This is a genomic window from Streptomyces corchorusii, assembly GCF_001514055.1.
Taxonomy (GTDB): domain Bacteria; phylum Actinomycetota; class Actinomycetes; order Streptomycetales; family Streptomycetaceae; genus Streptomyces; species Streptomyces olivaceoviridis.
The window spans coordinates 633,934-650,120 of record NZ_KQ948355.1; the positions used below are offsets into that span (position 1 = coordinate 633,934).

The following is a 16,187-nucleotide window of genomic DNA, read 5'->3' on the forward strand; positions in this document are numbered from 1 at the left end:
GCTCAGCGTATAGATCGAGCAACGCATGCATTTTGCGCAAGCGTGCCGTGCGCGCACGATCCCGGGCATGCGATCAGCTCTCGAACCGCCCGTCGCGGCCGGGCCCTTGACCACGTCCGCGCCCTCGCCCCGGCCGCTGGCCGCAGTGGCCGCCATGGCCGGCAGCGGGCTGTCCAACCAGACCGGCGCCGCCGTCGGCGCGCTCGCCTTCCCCGTCCTCGGCCCTCTCGGCGTGGTGGCGGTACGGCAGTACGTCGCCGCGCTCGTCCTGCTCGCCGTCGCCCGCCCCCGGCTGCGCGGGTTCAGCCGGTCGCAGTGGTGGCCGGTGCTGCTGCTGGGCGGGGTGTTCGGCACGATGAACCTCAGCCTGTACAGCGCCGTCGACCGGATCGGGCTGGGCCTCGCCGTGACCCTGGAGTTCCTGGGGCCGCTCACCGTCGCGCTCGCCGCGTCCCGGCGGCGGCTGGACGCCGGGTGCGCGGTGCTGGCCGGGGCCGGGGTCGTGGTCCTGATGCGGCCGCGCGCGTCCGCCGACTACACCGGCATGGCCCTCGGCCTGGTCGCCGCGTGCTGCTGGGCGTCGTACATCCTGCTCAACCGGGTCGTCGGGCGGCGCATCCCCGGGGCGCAGGGCGCGGCGGCGGCCTCGGCCGTGTCCGCCCTGGCCTTCCTCCCCGTCGGCATCGCCGTGGTGATCGGCCGGCCGCCGACAGCCGGTGCCGTCCTGTGCGCTGTCGCCGCCGGGGTCCTCTCCTCCGCCGTGCCGTACCTGACCGACCTGCTCACTCTGCGCCGCGTACCGGCACAGACATTCGGCCTGTTCATGAGCGTCAACCCGGTCCTGGCGGCCGTGGTCGGCCGGGTGGTCCTGGACCAGGGCCTCGGCACGGTGGAGTGGGCGGGCATCAGCGCGGTGGTGACGGCCAACGCCTTGAGCCTCGCCACGCGGCACCGGCCCGGACCGGTACGTACCTGACCGACGCGGCGCTCCGTCGACGCCTCCGGGTCCTCCACTTGTCGCACGGGATGATCACGGCGGGCGCCCGTCGAACCGGGCCCCGCCCCACAGGAGGCGTCGCCCATACCTACGTATCCGCCGGCGGCGCCTCAGACGCCGCCGACCGCGACGAGCTCCGCCCACCGGGTGACCCCGCCACGGTGGACCCGCATGCCGTGACGTGTCGCCAGGGCGTGCACGATCGCCTCGCCCCGGCCGTGTTCGTCCGGGTCCAGCCAGCCGAGCGGCTGCCCCGCCGGGCGCGCGGGTCCCGTGTCGGTGACCTCCACGCGCAGCGTGCCGCCGCCGTCGTCCGCCTTCCAGGACAGTCGCAGCTCAGCCGGGGGCCGGGCGTGGATGATCGCGTTGGTGACAAGCTCCGACACCACCAGCAGCGCGTCCTCGACGATCTCCTCGGACACGTTCCAGTCGGCGAGGGCCGCAGCCGCACACCGGCGCACGGCCGAGACGGCGCCGGGGGCGGGCGGCACCGGACACACGAGTTCGTGTGCCGCCGCCCGTAGCAGCGTATTGAGCTGTGCCGCCATGTTCTCTCCCGATGGTGTGGGCCGGCCTGGCGCGTGAGTCGACGCCTTGCCGGACTCCAAGGAAACCTAGGGAGACAAATCGGGCTGGTCAATGAACGGCGGTCGGCATTACCGAACGCACCGGCCCGGGACCCGTGTCCCGTCCGCGCGGCGAAGGTTCCGCAGCGGTAATAGGCTCGGCTCATGGCCGGCCCAGTCCAGTCGATCGAAAGGGCGGCGGCGATCCTGCGCCTGCTCGCCGGCGGCCCCCGCCGACTCGGTCTCGGCGAGGTGGCGGCGTCGCTCGGGCTGGCGAAGGGCACCGCCCACGGCATCCTGCGCACGCTCCAGCACGTCGACTTCGTGGAGCAGGACGCGACCACCGGGAAGTACCAGCTCGGAGCCGCCCTGCTGCACCTCGGCACCAGCTACCTGGACGTCAACGAACTGCGTTCGCGCTCCCTCAACTGGGCCGACGCCCTGGCCGCCCGCAGCGGCGAGGCGGTGCGCCTCGGGACCCCCCTGGAGGGCAGCGTCCTCATCGTCCACCACGTGTTCCGGCCGGACGACACCTTCCAGACCCTGGACGTGGGCGCGCTGCTGCCCCTGCACGCCTCCTCGCTCGGCAAGGTCCTGCTGGCCTTCGGGACCGCGAGCGTCGAGCCGGTCCGGCCGCCGGGGCTGGAGGCGTACACCCGGCACACGCTGGTCGATCCCGACCGGCTCGCCCGGGCGCTCGCCGAGGTCAGGGAGCTCGGCTGGGCCGCCGAGATCCAGGAGATGAGCATGGGCGAGGCCGGGCTCTCGGCGCCCATCCGGGGGCACGGCGGGCTCGTCGTCGGCGCCATCGGGCTGTCCGGGCCGGTCGAGCGGATCTGCGACAGCCAGGGCCGGCCCCGCCCGCACCTGGTCAGCCTGATCCGGGAAGCCGCGCGGGCGATCTCCAGGGACCTGGGAGCCGCCCGCTGGTAGGCCGGACAGCCGCCCCTCGATCCGTCGGAAGGACAGACCCGATCATGGTTGAACGGTACGTGATGTCCGTCGATCAGGGCACCAATTCGACCCGCTGCATCCTGTTCGACCACCGTGGGCGGCTGGTCTCGGTCGCGCAGAAGGAGCACCAGCAGCACTTCCCGAAGCCCGGATGGGTCGAGCACGACGCCGTCGAGATCTGGCAGAACCTGCGGCGCGTGGTGCCCGAGGCCCTGTCGGACGCCGGGGTGGACCAGGACCAGATCGCGGCGATCGGCCTGGCCAACCAGCGGGAGACAACGGTGCTCTGGGACCGGCGGACCGGCGCGCCGCTCGGCCGGGCGCTCGTGTGGCAGGACACCCGCACGGCGCCTCTCGTCGACGCCCTCGGAGAGGATCCCGGGGAGGCGTTCTTCCTCGACCGGTGCGGCCTGCCGCCGTCGACCTACTTCTCCGCGCTGCGCATCCGGTGGCTGTTCGACCACGTCAAGGGGGTCGAGCAGCGCGCCCGGGACGGCGAGGTGCTGTTCGGCACGATGGAGAGCTGGCTGATCTGGAACCTCACCGGCGGAACCGACGGCGGTCTGCACATCACCGACGTGACCAACGCCAGCCGCACGATGCTGATGAACATCCGCAAGCTCGCCTGGGACGAGGAGCTGCTGGACTTCTTCCGGGTGCCGCGCTCGATGCTGCCCGAGATCAGGTCGTCCGCCGAGTCGTACGGCGAGGCCCGCTCGCTGCTGCCGGGCGTCTCCATCACGGCCGCGCTCGGCGACCAGCAGGCCGCCCTGTTCGGCCAGACCTGCTTCTCCCCGGGCGATGCCAAGTGCACCTACGGAACGGGCAGCTTCCTGCTGCTCAACACCGGGTCCGACCTGGTGCGGTCCCGGCACGGGCTCCTCACGACGGTCGCCTACAAGATCGGGGACCAGCAGCCGGCCTACGCCCTGGAAGGGTCGATCGCCGTCACCGGAGCGCTCGTCCAGTGGTTCCGTGACCGTCTGGGGCTGATCAGCAGCGCGCCGGAGATCGAGACCCTCGCCCGGACGGTCGAGGACAACGGCGGCTGCTACATCGTCCCGGCCTTCTCCGGCCTGTTCGCGCCGCGCTGGCGCAGCGACGCGCGCGGAGTCATCGTCGGGCTCACCTCGTACATCACCAAGGGACACCTGGCGCGGGCCGTCCTGGAGGCCACCGGGTGGCAGACCCGGGAGGTCGTCGACGCCATGAACGCCGACTCCTCGGTCGCCCTCCACCAGCTCAAGGTGGACGGGGGCATGACCGCGGACAACCTGCTCATGCAGTTCGTGGCCGACGTGCTCGACGTGCCGGTGGTACGGCCGATGGTCGCCGAGACGGTCTCGCTGGGCGCCGCCTACGCGGCCGGGCTCGCCGCCGGCTACTGGCCCGACCTGGAGGTGCTGCGCCGCAACTGGCACAAGGCCGGCCAGTGGCTGCCCGCCATGGACCCCGAGCGGCGGGAGGCGGAGTACGACAACTGGCAGCGGGCCGTCGAGCGCTCCCTGGGCTGGGTCCGGCCACCACGGCCCTCCTGACCCCGGGCGGTGGCCCCGGCCCGCCGCCCGGGTTCAGCGGTTCGCGGCCCGGCGGGCGGTGCCCACGGGGGCCAGCCACAGTCCCACGATCGCGTCCGCGAGACCCGTGGCCACCTCGTCCCAGGTGGCGCGCGGGGTCGGGGTGCCCTCCGCCAGGGCCCGCTCCCGCTCGGCGCAGGTGTGCAGGATCAGCAGCCGGACCATCTGGCCGCGCTCGGCACGCACCTCGGGCGGCAGCTCCCCCAGGGTGCGGTTCAGGCCCTCGACCGCCTCGCGCAGCGCCGGTGAGGCCAAGGACTCCTCGACCATGATCTCGTGCAGGGCCGGGTCGGTCATGACCTGGGCGCAGAACCGGGCGTACCAGGTGGGGCTGCCGAGGCTCGCCAGGTGCTCGGTCACCGGCCGGACCAGGCAGTCGACCCAGTCGCGTACGTCCGTGGAGTCACCGGCCGCCGCCAGGGCCCGCTCCCGCAGTGCCTCGATGTGCTCGGCGTGCCGCCGGGCGACCGCGCGGACCAGGTCGGCCTTGGTGCCGAAGTGGTAGCCGACCGCGGCGTTGTTGCCCTGTCCCGCGGCCTCGCCAGACCCTCGCCACCGACACGCCCCCCAGCGCCCCACACCGGCCACAGCCCTTCCCCGCCGCCACGCCCCCCACCGGCCCGCCCGACCCCGCCCCATCCCCGGTGCCCGCGTCCGGCGCGGGACCGTTCAGGGGAACCCGGTGGGAAACGGGCGTGAGGGTGTCGGGGGTGGTCGAGATCTCTGCCGTGACCGCCGTGACCCTGCCGCTCATTCCGCCGATGCTCGCGACGCCCGGCAGCCTGCCGCCCGCCGCGCAGGACGCGCGGTGGGCGTACGAGACCAAGCAGGACGGCCAGCGGGTGATGGTGTACCTGCCGGGCGACGGCAGTGTGCTGCTGCGCGCCCGCTCGGGCGAGGACATCACCGGCGCCTACCCGGAGCTCCGGCCGCTCGGCAGGGCGCTGGGCAGCACACCCGCGGTGCTGGACGGGGAGGTGCTGGCCCTGGACGCGCGGGGCCGGGCCGACTTCCAGCTCCTCCAGAGCCGGATGGGCCTCGCGCACGCCCCCGCGCGGGCGGCGCGCCGGGCCGCGCAGGTCCCGGTGCACCTGGTGCTGTTCGACGTGCCCCATCTGGAGGAGTCCCTGGTACGGCTGCCGTACGTGCGGCGGCGGGCGCGGCTGGAGGAACTGGGGCTCGCGGGGCCGTACTGGTCGACGCCGGGAGCGGTGACCGGGCACGGCGCCGAGGCACTCGCGGCGACCAGGGAACACGGCCTGGAGGGCCTGGTGTGCAAGCGGCTGGACTCGGTGTACGAACCCGGCGTGCGCTCCCGCGCCTGGATCAAGATCCGGCACATGCGGGCCGAGGACGTGATCGTCGGCGGCTGGCTGCCCGGCAAGGGGCGGCTGACCGGGCTGCCCGGCGCGGTGCTGGTGGGCCAGCGCGACCCGGAGGGCAGGCTGCGGTACGTCGGCGGGGTGGGCACCGGCTGGAGCGAGGCCGAGCGGGTCCGGCTGGCGGACCTGCTGCGGGACACAGCGAGCGACCGGTGCCCCTTCGAGCCCGTGCCGCGCGTGCCCGGCGCCCGGTGGGTGCTGCCCCGGCTGGTGGGCGAGGTCAGCTACAGCACCCGTACCCGGAACGGCATGCTGCGCCAGCCCTCCTGGCTGCGGCTGCGCCCGGATCTCACTCCGGAGGAGTCTGCGGCCGACCTGCCCCGGGGATCCGGCTGAGGCCGGTGGGTCTATCGTGTCCGCATGCCGGTTCCCGAACTGATCCGAATCGTCTCCCGCGACTCGCCCATGGCCCTGGCCCAAGTCGAACGGGTCCGCGCCGAGTTGGCGGTGCTGCACCCGGGCGTGCGCACCGCGGTCGTACCGGTGAAGACCACCGGTGACAAGTGGCTCGGCGATCTGTCCCAGGTCGAGGGCAAGGGGGCGTTCACCAAGGAGGTGGACGCCGCCCTGCTGGCCGGGGAGGCGGATCTCGCGGTGCACTGCGTCAAGGACGTGCCCGCCGACCGGCCGCTGCCGGCCGGGACGGTGTTCGCCGCGTTCCTGAAGCGGGACGACATCCGGGACGCCCTGGTGCACCCGGACGGGCTCACCCTGGACGAGCTGCCGGCCGGCACCCGGATCGGCACCTCCGCGGTGCGGCGCATCGCCCAACTGGCCGCCACCCACCCGCACCTGGGGTGTGTGCCCTTCCGGGGCAACGCCAACCGCCGGCTGGAGAAGCTGGCCGCCGGCGAGGCGGACGCGCTGCTGCTGGCGGTCTCCGGACTGGAGCGCATCGGACGGACGGACGTGATCAGCGAGGTGCTGTCCCCGGAGACGATGATGCCGCCGATCGGCGCGGGCATCCTCGCGTTGCAGTGCCGGGAGGACGACAGCGAGCTGATCGACGCGGTCAGCGGGCTCAGCGACCCGGCCACCCACCGGGAGGCGACGGCCGAACGGATGTTCCTGCACGTGTTGCAGGGGCACTGCAACAGCCCCATCGCCGGGTACGCGCGCGTGGACCGCAGCGGCGAACTCTCCCTGCGGGCCTGTGTCTTCACTCCGGACGGCAAGACCCGGCTGAACGCCCACGAGTGGGCGGGCCGGCTCGATCCGGCCACCCTTGGCACCTCGGTCGCGGTGGCGCTGCTGCGGCAGGGCGCGCGCGAGATCATCGACGGCATTCCGCACTGAGCGTCGTACGACGCCCCGCGCGGGCGCTCGTCAGGCGGAACCGGGCTCGGTCTGGTCCTTCAGGAACGCGCTGACCTGGTGGGCCAGGCTGCCCTGTCCGGTGCCGGCGGGTGCGGCCGGCGCGGTCGGCTCCACGATGCCGATGCCGCCCGCCCACAGCCGGCGGTCGGTCCACTCGTCCTCCACCCGCAGCTGCACCTGCACGTCCACGTGCGTGAGGGCGGCCTCGGGCGCGGCGGCGTAGAGGACGGCGGTGGCCCGGCGCAGCGGGTAGACGTCGAAGCCCTCGATGAACTGGGAGTTGCGCCAGTCGATGAAGGCGCCCTCGCCGTCCGGACCGACGCGGACGTCGATCTGACCGTCCTCCAGATGGATGCCGTAGTGCCGCGCGCCGCGGTTCTCCACGGTCACCCGGACGCTGAAGTACGTCAGCCCGGCGGCGGCGTCGTCCCGTCCGCGCGGCGGCTCGGCCGGCTCCAGGCGGTGGACGCGGACCCGCAGACCGGCATGCTCCTCGTACTCCTGCCAGTCCCCGACCACGTTCGGCTCGTACACAGTGCCCCTCTCGACCTTCGAGAGCTGCTGTCTATCTGTGCGCTCAGCGCACTGTCAAATGCGCGGAATGCGCTGTGGCCAGGGGATTCACCCGCTTTGATCGGTGATCAAGCGCTGCGCAGGAAGAATCCGTGTCCGGCCCCTCGCGGCCGGGTACGCGCGCGTGCCGCACATCACGTCCACGGCAAGATCAGCGGGCCAGCCGGCCGAGCAGTGCGGAGGCCGCGGTGATGCCCGCCGCGGCGGCCACCGCCAGCACCCCGAAGTCGGCGGCGAGATGCGCGGGCGTACCGAGCAGCAGGCCCCGCAGGGCGTCCACTTGATAGCTCAGCGGGTTGACCTTGCTGACCGCCTGGAGCCAGCCCGGCATCACGGACACGGGGTAGAGGGCGTTGGAGCCGAAGAACAGCGGCATGGTGATCGCCTGCCCGAAGCCCATCAGCCGGTCGCGGCTGAGCACGATCCCCGCGATGGTCATCGACAGGCAGGAGAAGAACACGGAGGCGAGGACCACCGCGAGGGCGACGCCGAGCAGCTTGAGCGGGTTCCAGGTGAGGGCGACGCCGAGCAGGGCGGCGATCACGATCACGACGACCGCCTGGACCAGCGACTTCACCCCGGCCGCGAAGGCCTTGCCGGTGATCAGGGCCGAGCGGGGGGTCGGGGTGACGAGCAGCTTGTTCAGGATGCCCGCGTCCCGCTCCCAGATGATCTGGATGCCGTAGAAGATCGCGATGAACATCGCCGACTGGGCGATGATGCCGGGTGCCAGGTAGTCGATGTACGGGACCCCGCCGGTGGGTATCGCCCGGATCCGGGTGAAGGTCTGGCCGAAGATCAGCAGCCACAGGGCGGGCTGGACCGCGCGGGTGTACAGCTCGGTCCGGTCGTGGCGCAGCTTCTGGAGCTCGACGGCGCACATGGCGATCACCCGGGCGGGCAGGACGCGCCAGCCCGCGCGCGGTACGGGCGGGGTGAGCAGCAGGGCGATGCCGTCTTGGGGAGTGCCGTCAGCCGACGCGGTGCGCGGTGCGGCGGGTGCTTCGGACATCGCGGAAACCTCCTCCGGAGTGGTCGTCGAGGCCGCTGCCGGCGACGTCGCGGAAGACGTCCTCCAGCGTGGGCAGGCGGTCGGCGCCCCGCCGCTCGGCAAGGCCGCGGCGCAGTGCGGCCGGGGTGCCGAGGGCGCGGACCCGGCCGCGGTGCATGAGGCCGACCCGGTCGCAGTACTGGTCGGCCTCATCCATGTAGTGGGTGGTGACCAGGACGGTCATGCCGGTGGCGGCGCGTACGGCGTTGATGTGCTCCCAGACGCCGGTGCGGGCGATCGGGTCCAGGCCGATCGTGGGCTCGTCCAGGATCAGCAGCCGGGGTGCGCTGACCAGGGCCTGGGCGAGCTCCAGGCGGCGGACCATGCCGCCGGAGTAGGTGCCGGCCAGCCGGTCGGCGGCGTCGGCGAGGCCGACGGCGGCGAGGGCCTGGGTGACCCGTGCGGCGCGCTCGCGGCGCGGCACGTCGAAGACCCGGGCGAACAGGGCGACGTTCTCCCGGCCGGTGAGCGCGCTGTCGGCGGACAGCTGCTGCGGGACGTAGCCGAGCAGCCGGCGCACCGCCATCCGTTCCTTGGCGGCGTCATGCCCGAAGACGCGGACCATGCCGGCCGGGACGGGCAGCAGTGTGGTGATGCAGCGGATGGCGGTGGTCTTGCCGGCTCCGTTGGGGCCCAGCAGCCCGAACACCTCGCCCTCCCGGACGGCCAGATCGAGCCCGTCCACGGCACGGGTCTCACCGAAGGCATGGGCGAGCCCGGTACAGGACACGGCTTCGACGGAGCCGCGGTCCGCGGCCACGGAGGAAGCACCGACGGCGCCGGGTACGCCCTCGGCCGGACCGGCGGAAGGCTCCCGACCGGCCGGACCACCCTGGGAGGCCCGAGCGCCCTCCGGGGCCGTCGCGGCGCCGGCGGGGGCCCCGGACGTGCCGGGGGTCCCAGCCGTACCTGTGACATCCGTACCGGTGGCCTCGGGTGTACCCCCCGCGCCGGATCCGTCAGGCTTGTCGCTCGTCATGTTTCCTCGGCCTCCTCGTGCAGCATGACGGCCAGCCTGCGCAGGGCCGGCAGGGCCGCGCGCAGGGCCTCGCGGTCGGCCTCGCCGAGCCGGGAGACATGCCGTCCGACCAGTTCGGCCCGGCGGCGCCGCCAGTCCGCGAGCCGCTGCTCGGCGGACCCGGTCAGCAGCAGCCGGGCGGCCCGCCGGTCGGCCGGGTCGGTCTCGCGGACCAGATAGCCATCCCGGACGAGCTGGTTGACCAGGGTCGAGACGGAGTTCCCGGCCAGGTGCAGCCGACGGGCCGCGTCCGAGACGCCGATGCCGGGCCGGGACTCGACCAGCCGCAGCAGTTCGACCTCGGCGCCGCGCAGCCGGGGCGCGGTGAGCCCGCCGCGCAGCCGGCGCCGGATCAGCCGCTGGATGCGCACCAGCGCGTCGGCCAGTTGCTCCGGAAAGGTGTCGGCGTCCACGCTTCGGAGATTACCTCTGCTACAGAGGTATTGCTCCCCAAGAGCTCGCCAAGGGCTTCCGAAGGACACCCCAAGGCTTCCGAAGGCCCCCAAAGGGCAGTCAGGAACACTCCGTCCGAATCTCCCCTTATGCACTTGTTTGTTTTGAGATGCCCCCCAGCGGGAATGGGCACATCAGTGCTTCGGACAGGAGGCACGTCCGTGGGAGCCGGCCCTTCGCCGGACGCCCCGGTGTCCTATCCATGGTCCGAGCGCACCTCCCACGGTGTCTGTCATCCAGCACCTGCTGAGAGAGGTGCGCGCGATGCGTGTCACTGGCAGCACGAAACCCCATCCACACGACGACGCCCCGGACACCAGCGCCGCTTTCGAGCGGCTCGCCGGGCTGCCCGACGGTCCCGAGCGCCAGGCGCTGCGGGACGAGCTCGTCCGGTTGTGGCTGCCCATGGCCGAGCGGATCGCCGTACGGTTCCGCGGCCGGGGCGAGGCCCTGGAGGACCTGTACCAGGTGGCCGCGCTGGGCCTGGTCAAGGCCGTCGACCACTACGATCCCGACCGCGGCCGGGCCTTCGAGGCCTACGCGGTGCCCACCATCACCGGGGAGATCAAGCGCCACTTCCGCGACCACATGTGGACCCTGCATGTGCCGCGCCGGGTGCAGGACCTGCGCAACCGGGTCCGTGCCGCCACCAAGGAGCTGGCGCAGACGACGCCGGGCCGGGCGCCCACCGTCGCCGAGATCGCCGCGTTCACGCGGCTGAGCGAGGACGAGGTGCGCACCGGGACGGAGGCCCTGGAGTGCTTCTCCGCGCTGTCCCTGGACGCGGAGGTGGCCGGCACGGACGGATACGCGCTGGGCGACTCCCTGGGCGGCCCGGACCCGGGGTTCGACCTCGTCGTGGACCGGGCGGCGGTCAAGCCGTGTCTGGAGGCGCTGCCCGAGCGGGAACGCACCATCCTCTACCTGCGGTTCTTCGGCGGTATGACGCAGAGCCGGATCGCCCAGCAGCTCGGTATCTCGCAGATGCACGTCTCGCGGCTGCTCAGCGGCTGCTTCGACCGGCTGCGCGACGAACTGCTCGCGGAGGTCCGAGCCCGCTGAGCCCCTGTCCTCCCCAGGCCCCGGGGCCCCCGTTCCTTCGGCTCCCGGGGCCTACTGCCCCTCGGACCCCGGCACCTGGGTGGGGCCGTACCGGTCCAGCGCGTCCTCCAGCTCGGCCCTGATCTCGGCCGGGATGTCGCCGCGCCGCCCCCAGATCAGGATCAGCTCCGCGATGTTGCGCAGCTTGATGTTGGTGTGCTGGGAGACCTCCTTCAGCACCTGCCATCCCTGGTCCGGGGTCACCCGGCCGAGGGCCACGACCATCCCGATCGCCTGGTCGATCACCGCGTGGGAGGTCACGGCCTCCTTCAGCTGGTCGACCTCCGCCTGTAGCGCGGCGATCCGGTCCGGCTCGATCTCTCCCATCCCTCCATCGTGCGCAGGGGCCTGCACCCCCGCCACCCGGGGTACTCGACAGGCAGCCCACCCCCTTCCGGTCGGACACTGGTGTCAGACCGGTGGCCGCCCGGCCCCGAGAGCAGGACGCGACTGCCATGAACCACGACACGCGCACCGGCGGCGAGCCGCGCAGAACAGAAGTCGTCTCCACCCACTCCGTCTTCGGCGCACCGTGCTGGGTGAGCCTGACCAGCCGCGATCTCCAGGCCACCCAGGACTTCTACGCGGCCGTCCTCGGCTGGCGCTGGCGCAGCGCCAAGCTCGGCGAACACTTTCGGATCGCCCTGGCGGACGGGGTCCCGGTGGCCGGGATCGCCGCCGTCGCCTCGATGTGGCAGATGGCGGTGGCCTGGACGCCGTACTTCGCCGTACGGGACGCGGACGTGGCCGTGGCCCGGGTCCGGGAGCGCGGCGGCACGGCGGCGGTCGGGCCGCTGTCCTTCCCGCCGGGCCGGGCGGCGCTGCTCGCCGACCGGGACGGCGCCACGTTCGGGATCTGGCAGGGCGAACTGGTCGGCAACTGGGAGGCGTGGCGGCAGGCGGCACCGACCTTCGTCCGGCTGCACACCCGGGACGCCTTCGACGCCGCGATCTTCTACGGCGAGGTCCTGGAGTGGGCGACCGGGGCGCCGGGCTGCTGCGAGGTCGAGTACGAGGGCGGCGAGGTGGTGCTGCGCAGCCAGGGCGACATCGTGGCGCGCATCGACTCCGGCGCGGTGGAGGCGGCCCCGGACCCCTCGGTACGGCCGCACTGGCAGGTCCACTTCGCGGTGGCCGACGTGCCCGGCTGCGCCCGCACGGCGGAGAAGCACGGCGGCAGCGTGCTGCGCGAGGAGGACACCGAGGCGATCCTGCGCGACCCGGACGGCGCGCAGTTCACGGTGACGTCCCGCCGGAGCCGTTGAGGCCGGACCTCAAGCCGACGGCGCCGCACCCGCCCGGGGTGCGGCGCCGTCGGCTGGTTTTGTCGGTTACTTGCCGGCGGCACGCGACGGGCGCGACAGCAGGACCAGGCTGCGCGCCTCCACGCGCAGCTTCGTGCCCGCCTTCCGTTCGCGTTCGTCGGGGACGCCCTCGGGGTCGGCGGTGTCGATCAGGGTGGTCCAGCGCTCGCCGAAGGAGTCGTCGGGCAGGCGGAAGACGACCGGCTCCCAGTAGCCGTTGACGCACAGCAGGAAGGAGTCGTCGACCATGCGGCGGCCGTAGGAGTCGCGTTCGGCGATGGCGTCCCCGTTGAGGAAGACCCCGACCGTGTGCGCGTCCTCGCGCAGCCAGTCGCGGTCGGTCATCTCCCGGGCGTCGGGCCGCAGCCACATCAGGTCGGGCAGCGGCTGCTTGGCGTGCGTCGCGGTCTCGCCGCGGAAGAAGCGGCGCCGGCGCAGCACCGGGTGGGCGGCGCGCAGCGCGATCAGACGCCCGGTGAACTCGGCGAGGGCGTGCTGCTCGTCGGTCAGGTCCCAGTCCACCCAGGAGATCTCGTTGTCCTGGCAGTAGGCGTTGTTGTTGCCCCGCTGGGTGCGGCCGAGTTCGTCGCCGTGGCAGAGCATCGGGATGCCCTGCGAGAGCAGCAGCGTGGCCAGCAGGTTGCGCTGCTGACGGGCCCGCAGTTCGAGCACGGCCGGGTCGTCGGTCTCGCCCTCCGCCCCGCAGTTCCAGGACCGGTTGTGGCTCTCGCCGTCCCGGTTCTCCTCGCCGTTCGCCTCGTTGTGCTTGTCGTTGTACGACACCAGGTCGCGCAGGGTGAAACCGTCGTGCGCGGTGACGAAGTTGACGCTCGCGCGCGGCCGGCGCCGGCTGTGCTGGTAGAGGTCGGAGGAGCCGGTGAGCCGGGAGGCGAACTCGCCGAGTGAGCCGGGTTCGGCCCGCCAGAAGTCCCGCACGGCGTCCCGGTACTTGCCGTTCCACTCCGACCACAGCGGCGGGAAGTTGCCCACCTGGTAGCCGCCCTCGCCGACGTCCCAGGGCTCGGCGATGAGCTTGACCCGGCTGATGACGGGGTCCTGCTGGATCAGGTCGAAGAACGCCGAGAGCCGGTCCACCTCGTGGAACTGCCGGGCCAGCGTGGCCGCGAGGTCGAAGCGGAAGCCGTCGACGTGCATCTCGGTGACCCAGTACCGCAGCGAGTCCATGATCAGCTGGAGCACGTAGGGGTGCCGCATCAGCAGGCTGTTGCCGGTGCCGGTGGTGTCGTAGTAGTGGGCCCAGTCGCCGTCGACCAGACGGTAGTAGGAGGCGTTGTCGATGCCCCGGAAGGACAGCGTGGGGCCCCGTTCGTTGCCCTCGGCGGTGTGGTTGTAGACCACGTCGAGGATGACTTCGAGGCCGGCCGCGTGCAGCGCCTTCACCATCGCCTTGAACTCGTTGACCTGCTGGCCGCGGGTGCCGAAGGCGGCGTAGGCGTTGTGCGGGGCGAAGAAGCCGATGGTGTTGTAGCCCCAGTAGTTGGACAGGCCGCGGTCCTGGAGCACGCCGTCCTGGACGAACTGGTGGACCGGCATCAGCTCGACGGCGGTCACCCCGAGCGAGGTGAGGTGCTCGGTCACCGCGGGGTGGGCGAGGCCGGCGTAGGTGCCGCGCAGCCGCTCCGGGACGTCCGGGTGGGTCATGGTCAGGCCGCGCACATGGGCCTCGTAGATCACCGAGTCCGCGTACGCCGTCCGAGGCGGGCGGTCGTCGCCCCAGTCGAAGAACGGGTCGGTGACCACGCCCAGCATGGAGTGGCCGGCGCTGTCGGCCGGCGCGGGTCCGTCCGGGGCGCGCTCGTACAGGGAGGCGTGGTTGTCGATCTGGCCGTCCACGGCGCGGGCGTACGGGTCGAGCAGCAGCTTGGCCGGGTTGCAGCGGTGGCCGAGCGCCGGCTGCCAGGGGCCGTGCACCCGGTAGCCGTAGCGCTGGCCGGGTCCGACGCCGGGCAGATAGGCGTGCCACACGAAGCCGTCGACCTCTTGCAGCGGGACAGGGGTGGCGGTGCCGGCGTCGTCGACGAGGATCAGCTCCACGTGCTCGGCGACCTCGCTGAACAGGGCGAAGTTAGTGCCCTGTCCGTCGAAGGCGGCACCCAACGGGTAGGGGTGCCCGCTCCACACGGGCACCCCTTTGCGGCGCTTTCGGGCGGTCACCGGCTGCCCTCCAGGGCGTCGTCAGCGGCGGACGCCGGCGCGGCGGCGGCGAGCGCGGCCACCGGCTCCTCGCGCGGCACCGTGCGGCCCTCCCGCAGCGTCGGCTCGGGGGCGATGGGCACCAGCGGGACGCGCTGGCCGGCGCGGGCGCGCTGCGAGAACCAGATGATCTTGCTGCCGGTGTCCGAGGCGCAGCAGCCCCAGCCGTCGCTCATCGCGGCGATGTCCGCGAGGCAGGACCGCAGGTCCTGGTCCGGGCGCAGATCCGGGTCGTCGTCACCGAAGGCGGTGATGAGGTGCTGGCCGTTCCACCACATCTCGATCGAGGTGTGTTTGTCCGTCGCGTGCTCGTCGATCGCCCGCAGCAGCAGTTCGGCGCCGCGGCAGACGGGGTCCACGAGGTTGTCGAGGTCCCAGTAGCGGAGGTGGGCGGCCAGGATGCGGCTGACCTGTCCCACCCGTTCCGGGCTGACTTCCACGTCGAGGTGGTAGTAGCAGGGCACTGCGGTCTTCATCGTCGCTTGCTCCTCACCGGCGAAGCTCTCGCTCCCCTTGCCCCGTCCGGGAGGGATCCCGGACACATAGCGTGAGCGCTGATCGCTTCTGAGTCACCTCCACGGTGAGCCCACTACGCCATTCGTGCAACACGAGCGCCGACACCCCCGAATGGTTGAAGCTCCAACAAGACGCTGCGTCGTCGCGCGTGCACCATAAGTGAAAGCCTCGATCGCCGTAACGGTGCCGCGCCCTCCCGTGCGCGGACGCCACCCGACCGTCGGGAACGCGCCCAGTCGAGAGCGTGGAAGGTGGCTGAGGGCCATGCTGCTACCCGCCAAGGCCGAAGTGGCCCGGCAGTTGCGGCGTTACCGGGCGTGGGAGCGCGTCATGCTCGCCTCGCCCCACGACCGCACGGTCCGGGCCACCTTCGAGGACTCGGGGTACACGCTGTGCGTGCTGATGGGCAAACGCTGCGCCCGCGAGGCCGCGGACGCGGCCGAACGCTATCTCCGCACGAACCTGGTCACCTACCTGCGCGAGCAGGACGGACGGCCGAAGCCGCGCCGGGCGGCCAGAAGAGCGCCGCCGCCGGAGCGGCGTTCCACGGCGCCAAGCCCCTGACCTGGCACCGTACAAGGCGTTCCTCTCGGGACCGGCGCGCGCCGGCCCGACTTTCGGATCGCGGAGCCGGGCCGGGTGCCCGGCTCCGCGCACGGCGGAGGTGAGATACATGCGCAGGACCCCGGCCATCGGCCGTGTCCCGGTACGTGACGTCCGGCCGGCCGTGGAGTGCGGCAGGCGCCCGGCGAAAGCGGTGGCCGGGGAGACCTTCGAGGTCACGGCCACCGTGTTCCGCGAAGGGCACGATGCCGTGGGGGCGAACGTGGTCCTGCGCGATCCCCGGGGCCGCCGGGGCCCCTGGACGCCGATGCGGGAGCTGTCCCCGGGCAGCGACCGCTGGGGTGCGGAGATCACCCCGGACACGACGGGCCGTTGGACCTTCCGGGTGGAGGCCTGGAGCCATCCGCTGGCGACGTGGCGGCACACCGCGTCCGTGAAGGTGCCGGCCGGGATCGACACCGGCCTGGTCCTGGAGGAGGGCGCCGAGTTGTACGAGCGGGCCGCCGCCGGAGTGCCCAAGGGCCCCGAGCGCGCCCTGGTGCTGGCCGCCGCGCACGCCCTCGGCGACGACCGCCTGTCGGTGCACGACCGTCTGAAGGC

At 72.8% G+C, this 16,187-nt stretch carries 18 protein-coding genes; 9 read left to right on the forward strand and 9 right to left on the reverse strand.

Going from position 1 to position 16,187, the window contains the following annotated elements; genetic code table 11:
• Window positions 1-145: 145 nt before the first annotated feature.
• Window positions 146-976 (forward strand): EamA family transporter, encoded by an 831-nt coding sequence (locus AQJ11_RS15485; RefSeq protein ID WP_059263437.1) that lies wholly within the window; start codon window positions 146-148, stop codon window positions 974-976.
• A 131-nt stretch (window positions 977-1,107) separates the two neighbouring features.
• Here the strand turns inward: AQJ11_RS15485 and AQJ11_RS15490 are convergent, their stop codons facing one another.
• A complete protein-coding gene (locus AQJ11_RS15490) occupies window positions 1,108-1,545 on the reverse strand; it encodes an ATP-binding protein (RefSeq protein WP_059263438.1) in 438 nt (145 codons plus the stop codon).
• Window positions 1,546-1,728: 183 nt separating this feature from the next.
• Between AQJ11_RS15490 and AQJ11_RS15495 the strand changes: the two genes are divergently transcribed.
• Window positions 1,729-2,496, forward strand: coding sequence for an IclR family transcriptional regulator (locus AQJ11_RS15495; protein ID WP_059263439.1), 768 nt, complete (start codon window positions 1,729-1,731; stop codon window positions 2,494-2,496).
• Window positions 2,497-2,540: 44 nt separating this feature from the next.
• On the forward strand, window positions 2,541-4,055 hold the full coding sequence (glpK, locus tag AQJ11_RS15500) for a glycerol kinase GlpK (RefSeq protein ID WP_059263440.1): 1,515 nt from the start codon (window positions 2,541-2,543) through the stop codon (window positions 4,053-4,055).
• 33 nt (window positions 4,056-4,088) lie between these two features.
• Here the strand turns inward: glpK and AQJ11_RS15505 are convergent, their stop codons facing one another.
• Entirely contained in the window at window positions 4,089-4,682 is a 594-nt protein-coding gene (locus AQJ11_RS15505) for a TetR/AcrR family transcriptional regulator (protein WP_244218251.1), read from the reverse strand.
• Between the two features lie 149 nt (window positions 4,683-4,831).
• On the opposite strand from AQJ11_RS15505, the gene AQJ11_RS15510 reads away from it, so the two are divergent.
• Together AQJ11_RS15510 and hemC are read left to right on the forward strand one after the other, a co-directional pair.
• The gene (locus AQJ11_RS15510) at window positions 4,832-5,812 is read left to right on the forward strand and encodes an ATP-dependent DNA ligase (RefSeq protein ID WP_107120838.1); all 981 of its coding nucleotides are present in this window, start codon (window positions 4,832-4,834) and stop codon (window positions 5,810-5,812) included.
• A 24-nt stretch (window positions 5,813-5,836) separates the two neighbouring features.
• Window positions 5,837-6,772: a hydroxymethylbilane synthase gene (gene hemC, locus AQJ11_RS15515; protein WP_059263442.1), complete on the forward strand. Its 936-nt coding sequence runs from the start codon at window positions 5,837-5,839 to the stop codon at window positions 6,770-6,772.
• 30 nt (window positions 6,773-6,802) lie between these two features.
• Here hemC and AQJ11_RS15520 read toward each other — a convergent pair whose 3' ends face one another.
• The 4 genes from AQJ11_RS15520 to AQJ11_RS15535 form a co-directional block, all read right to left on the reverse strand.
• Window positions 6,803-7,327, reverse strand: a complete 525-nt coding sequence (locus tag AQJ11_RS15520; protein ID WP_059263443.1) for a hypothetical protein — start codon at window positions 7,325-7,327, stop codon at window positions 6,803-6,805.
• A gap of 190 nt (window positions 7,328-7,517) precedes the next feature.
• Complete coding sequence (locus tag AQJ11_RS15525) at window positions 7,518-8,378, reverse strand: ABC transporter permease (protein ID WP_058079261.1); 861 nt, start codon at window positions 8,376-8,378, stop codon at window positions 7,518-7,520.
• Window positions 8,338-9,177 (reverse strand): ABC transporter ATP-binding protein, encoded by an 840-nt coding sequence (locus AQJ11_RS15530; protein ID WP_014670705.1) that lies wholly within the window; start codon window positions 9,175-9,177, stop codon window positions 8,338-8,340. Before AQJ11_RS15530 ends, AQJ11_RS15525 begins: the two co-directional genes overlap by 41 nt.
• Before the next feature lie 215 nt (window positions 9,178-9,392).
• The gene (locus tag AQJ11_RS15535; protein WP_058079262.1) at window positions 9,393-9,848 is read right to left on the reverse strand and encodes a MarR family winged helix-turn-helix transcriptional regulator; all 456 of its coding nucleotides are present in this window, start codon (window positions 9,846-9,848) and stop codon (window positions 9,393-9,395) included.
• 304 nt (window positions 9,849-10,152) lie between these two features.
• Between AQJ11_RS15535 and AQJ11_RS15540 the strand changes: the two genes are divergently transcribed.
• A complete protein-coding gene (locus tag AQJ11_RS15540) occupies window positions 10,153-10,950 on the forward strand; it encodes an RNA polymerase sigma factor SigF (protein ID WP_058079263.1) in 798 nt (265 codons plus the stop codon).
• Between the two features lie 51 nt (window positions 10,951-11,001).
• Here AQJ11_RS15540 and AQJ11_RS15545 read toward each other — a convergent pair whose 3' ends face one another.
• Window positions 11,002-11,316, reverse strand: a complete 315-nt coding sequence (locus tag AQJ11_RS15545; protein ID WP_014670708.1) for an ANTAR domain-containing protein — start codon at window positions 11,314-11,316, stop codon at window positions 11,002-11,004.
• 128 nt (window positions 11,317-11,444) lie between these two features.
• Here AQJ11_RS15545 and AQJ11_RS15550 point away from each other — a divergent pair, with 128 nt between their 5' ends.
• Complete coding sequence (locus AQJ11_RS15550; RefSeq protein WP_014670709.1) at window positions 11,445-12,254, forward strand: VOC family protein; 810 nt, start codon at window positions 11,445-11,447, stop codon at window positions 12,252-12,254.
• A 66-nt stretch (window positions 12,255-12,320) separates the two neighbouring features.
• Here the strand turns inward: AQJ11_RS15550 and glgX are convergent, their stop codons facing one another.
• Window positions 12,321-14,468 (reverse strand): glycogen debranching protein GlgX, encoded by a 2,148-nt coding sequence (gene glgX, locus AQJ11_RS15555; RefSeq protein ID WP_107120833.1) that lies wholly within the window; start codon window positions 14,466-14,468, stop codon window positions 12,321-12,323.
• Entirely contained in the window at window positions 14,465-14,983 is a 519-nt protein-coding gene (locus tag AQJ11_RS15560; RefSeq protein WP_058079265.1) for a hypothetical protein, read from the reverse strand. Before AQJ11_RS15560 ends, glgX begins: the two co-directional genes overlap by 4 nt.
• 304 nt (window positions 14,984-15,287) lie before the next feature.
• Here AQJ11_RS15560 and AQJ11_RS15565 point away from each other — a divergent pair, with 304 nt between their 5' ends.
• On the forward strand, window positions 15,288-15,587 hold the full coding sequence (locus tag AQJ11_RS15565; protein WP_058079266.1) for a DUF5133 domain-containing protein: 300 nt from the start codon (window positions 15,288-15,290) through the stop codon (window positions 15,585-15,587).
• A 109-nt stretch (window positions 15,588-15,696) separates the two neighbouring features.
• Window positions 15,697-16,187: maltotransferase domain-containing protein (locus AQJ11_RS15570; RefSeq protein ID WP_159061665.1), on the forward strand; the 491-nt coding region annotated here is incomplete at its 3' end.

Excerpts from the sequence above, each read along its gene's own strand:
- glpK (WP_059263440.1), top strand. The coding sequence starts at position 2,541 with ATGGTTGAACGGTACGTGATGTCCGTCGATCAGGGCACCAATTCGACC.
- hemC (WP_059263442.1), top strand. The coding sequence starts at position 5,837 with ATGCCGGTTCCCGAACTGATCCGAATCGTCTCCCGCGACTCGCCCATG.
- AQJ11_RS15495 (WP_059263439.1), top strand. The coding sequence starts at position 1,729 with ATGGCCGGCCCAGTCCAGTCGATCGAAAGGGCGGCGGCGATCCTGCGC.
- AQJ11_RS15540 (WP_058079263.1), top strand. The coding sequence starts at position 10,153 with ATGCGTGTCACTGGCAGCACGAAACCCCATCCACACGACGACGCCCCG.
- AQJ11_RS15525 (WP_058079261.1), bottom strand. The coding sequence starts at position 8,378 with ATGTCCGAAGCACCCGCCGCACCGCGCACCGCGTCGGCTGACGGCACT.
- AQJ11_RS15545 (WP_014670708.1), bottom strand. The coding sequence starts at position 11,316 with ATGGGAGAGATCGAGCCGGACCGGATCGCCGCGCTACAGGCGGAGGTC.
- AQJ11_RS15565 (WP_058079266.1), top strand. The coding sequence starts at position 15,288 with ATGCTGCTACCCGCCAAGGCCGAAGTGGCCCGGCAGTTGCGGCGTTAC.
- AQJ11_RS15560 (WP_058079265.1), bottom strand. The coding sequence starts at position 14,983 with ATGAAGACCGCAGTGCCCTGCTACTACCACCTCGACGTGGAAGTCAGC.
- AQJ11_RS15550 (WP_014670709.1), top strand. The coding sequence starts at position 11,445 with ATGAACCACGACACGCGCACCGGCGGCGAGCCGCGCAGAACAGAAGTC.
- AQJ11_RS15490 (WP_059263438.1), bottom strand. The coding sequence starts at position 1,545 with ATGGCGGCACAGCTCAATACGCTGCTACGGGCGGCGGCACACGAACTC.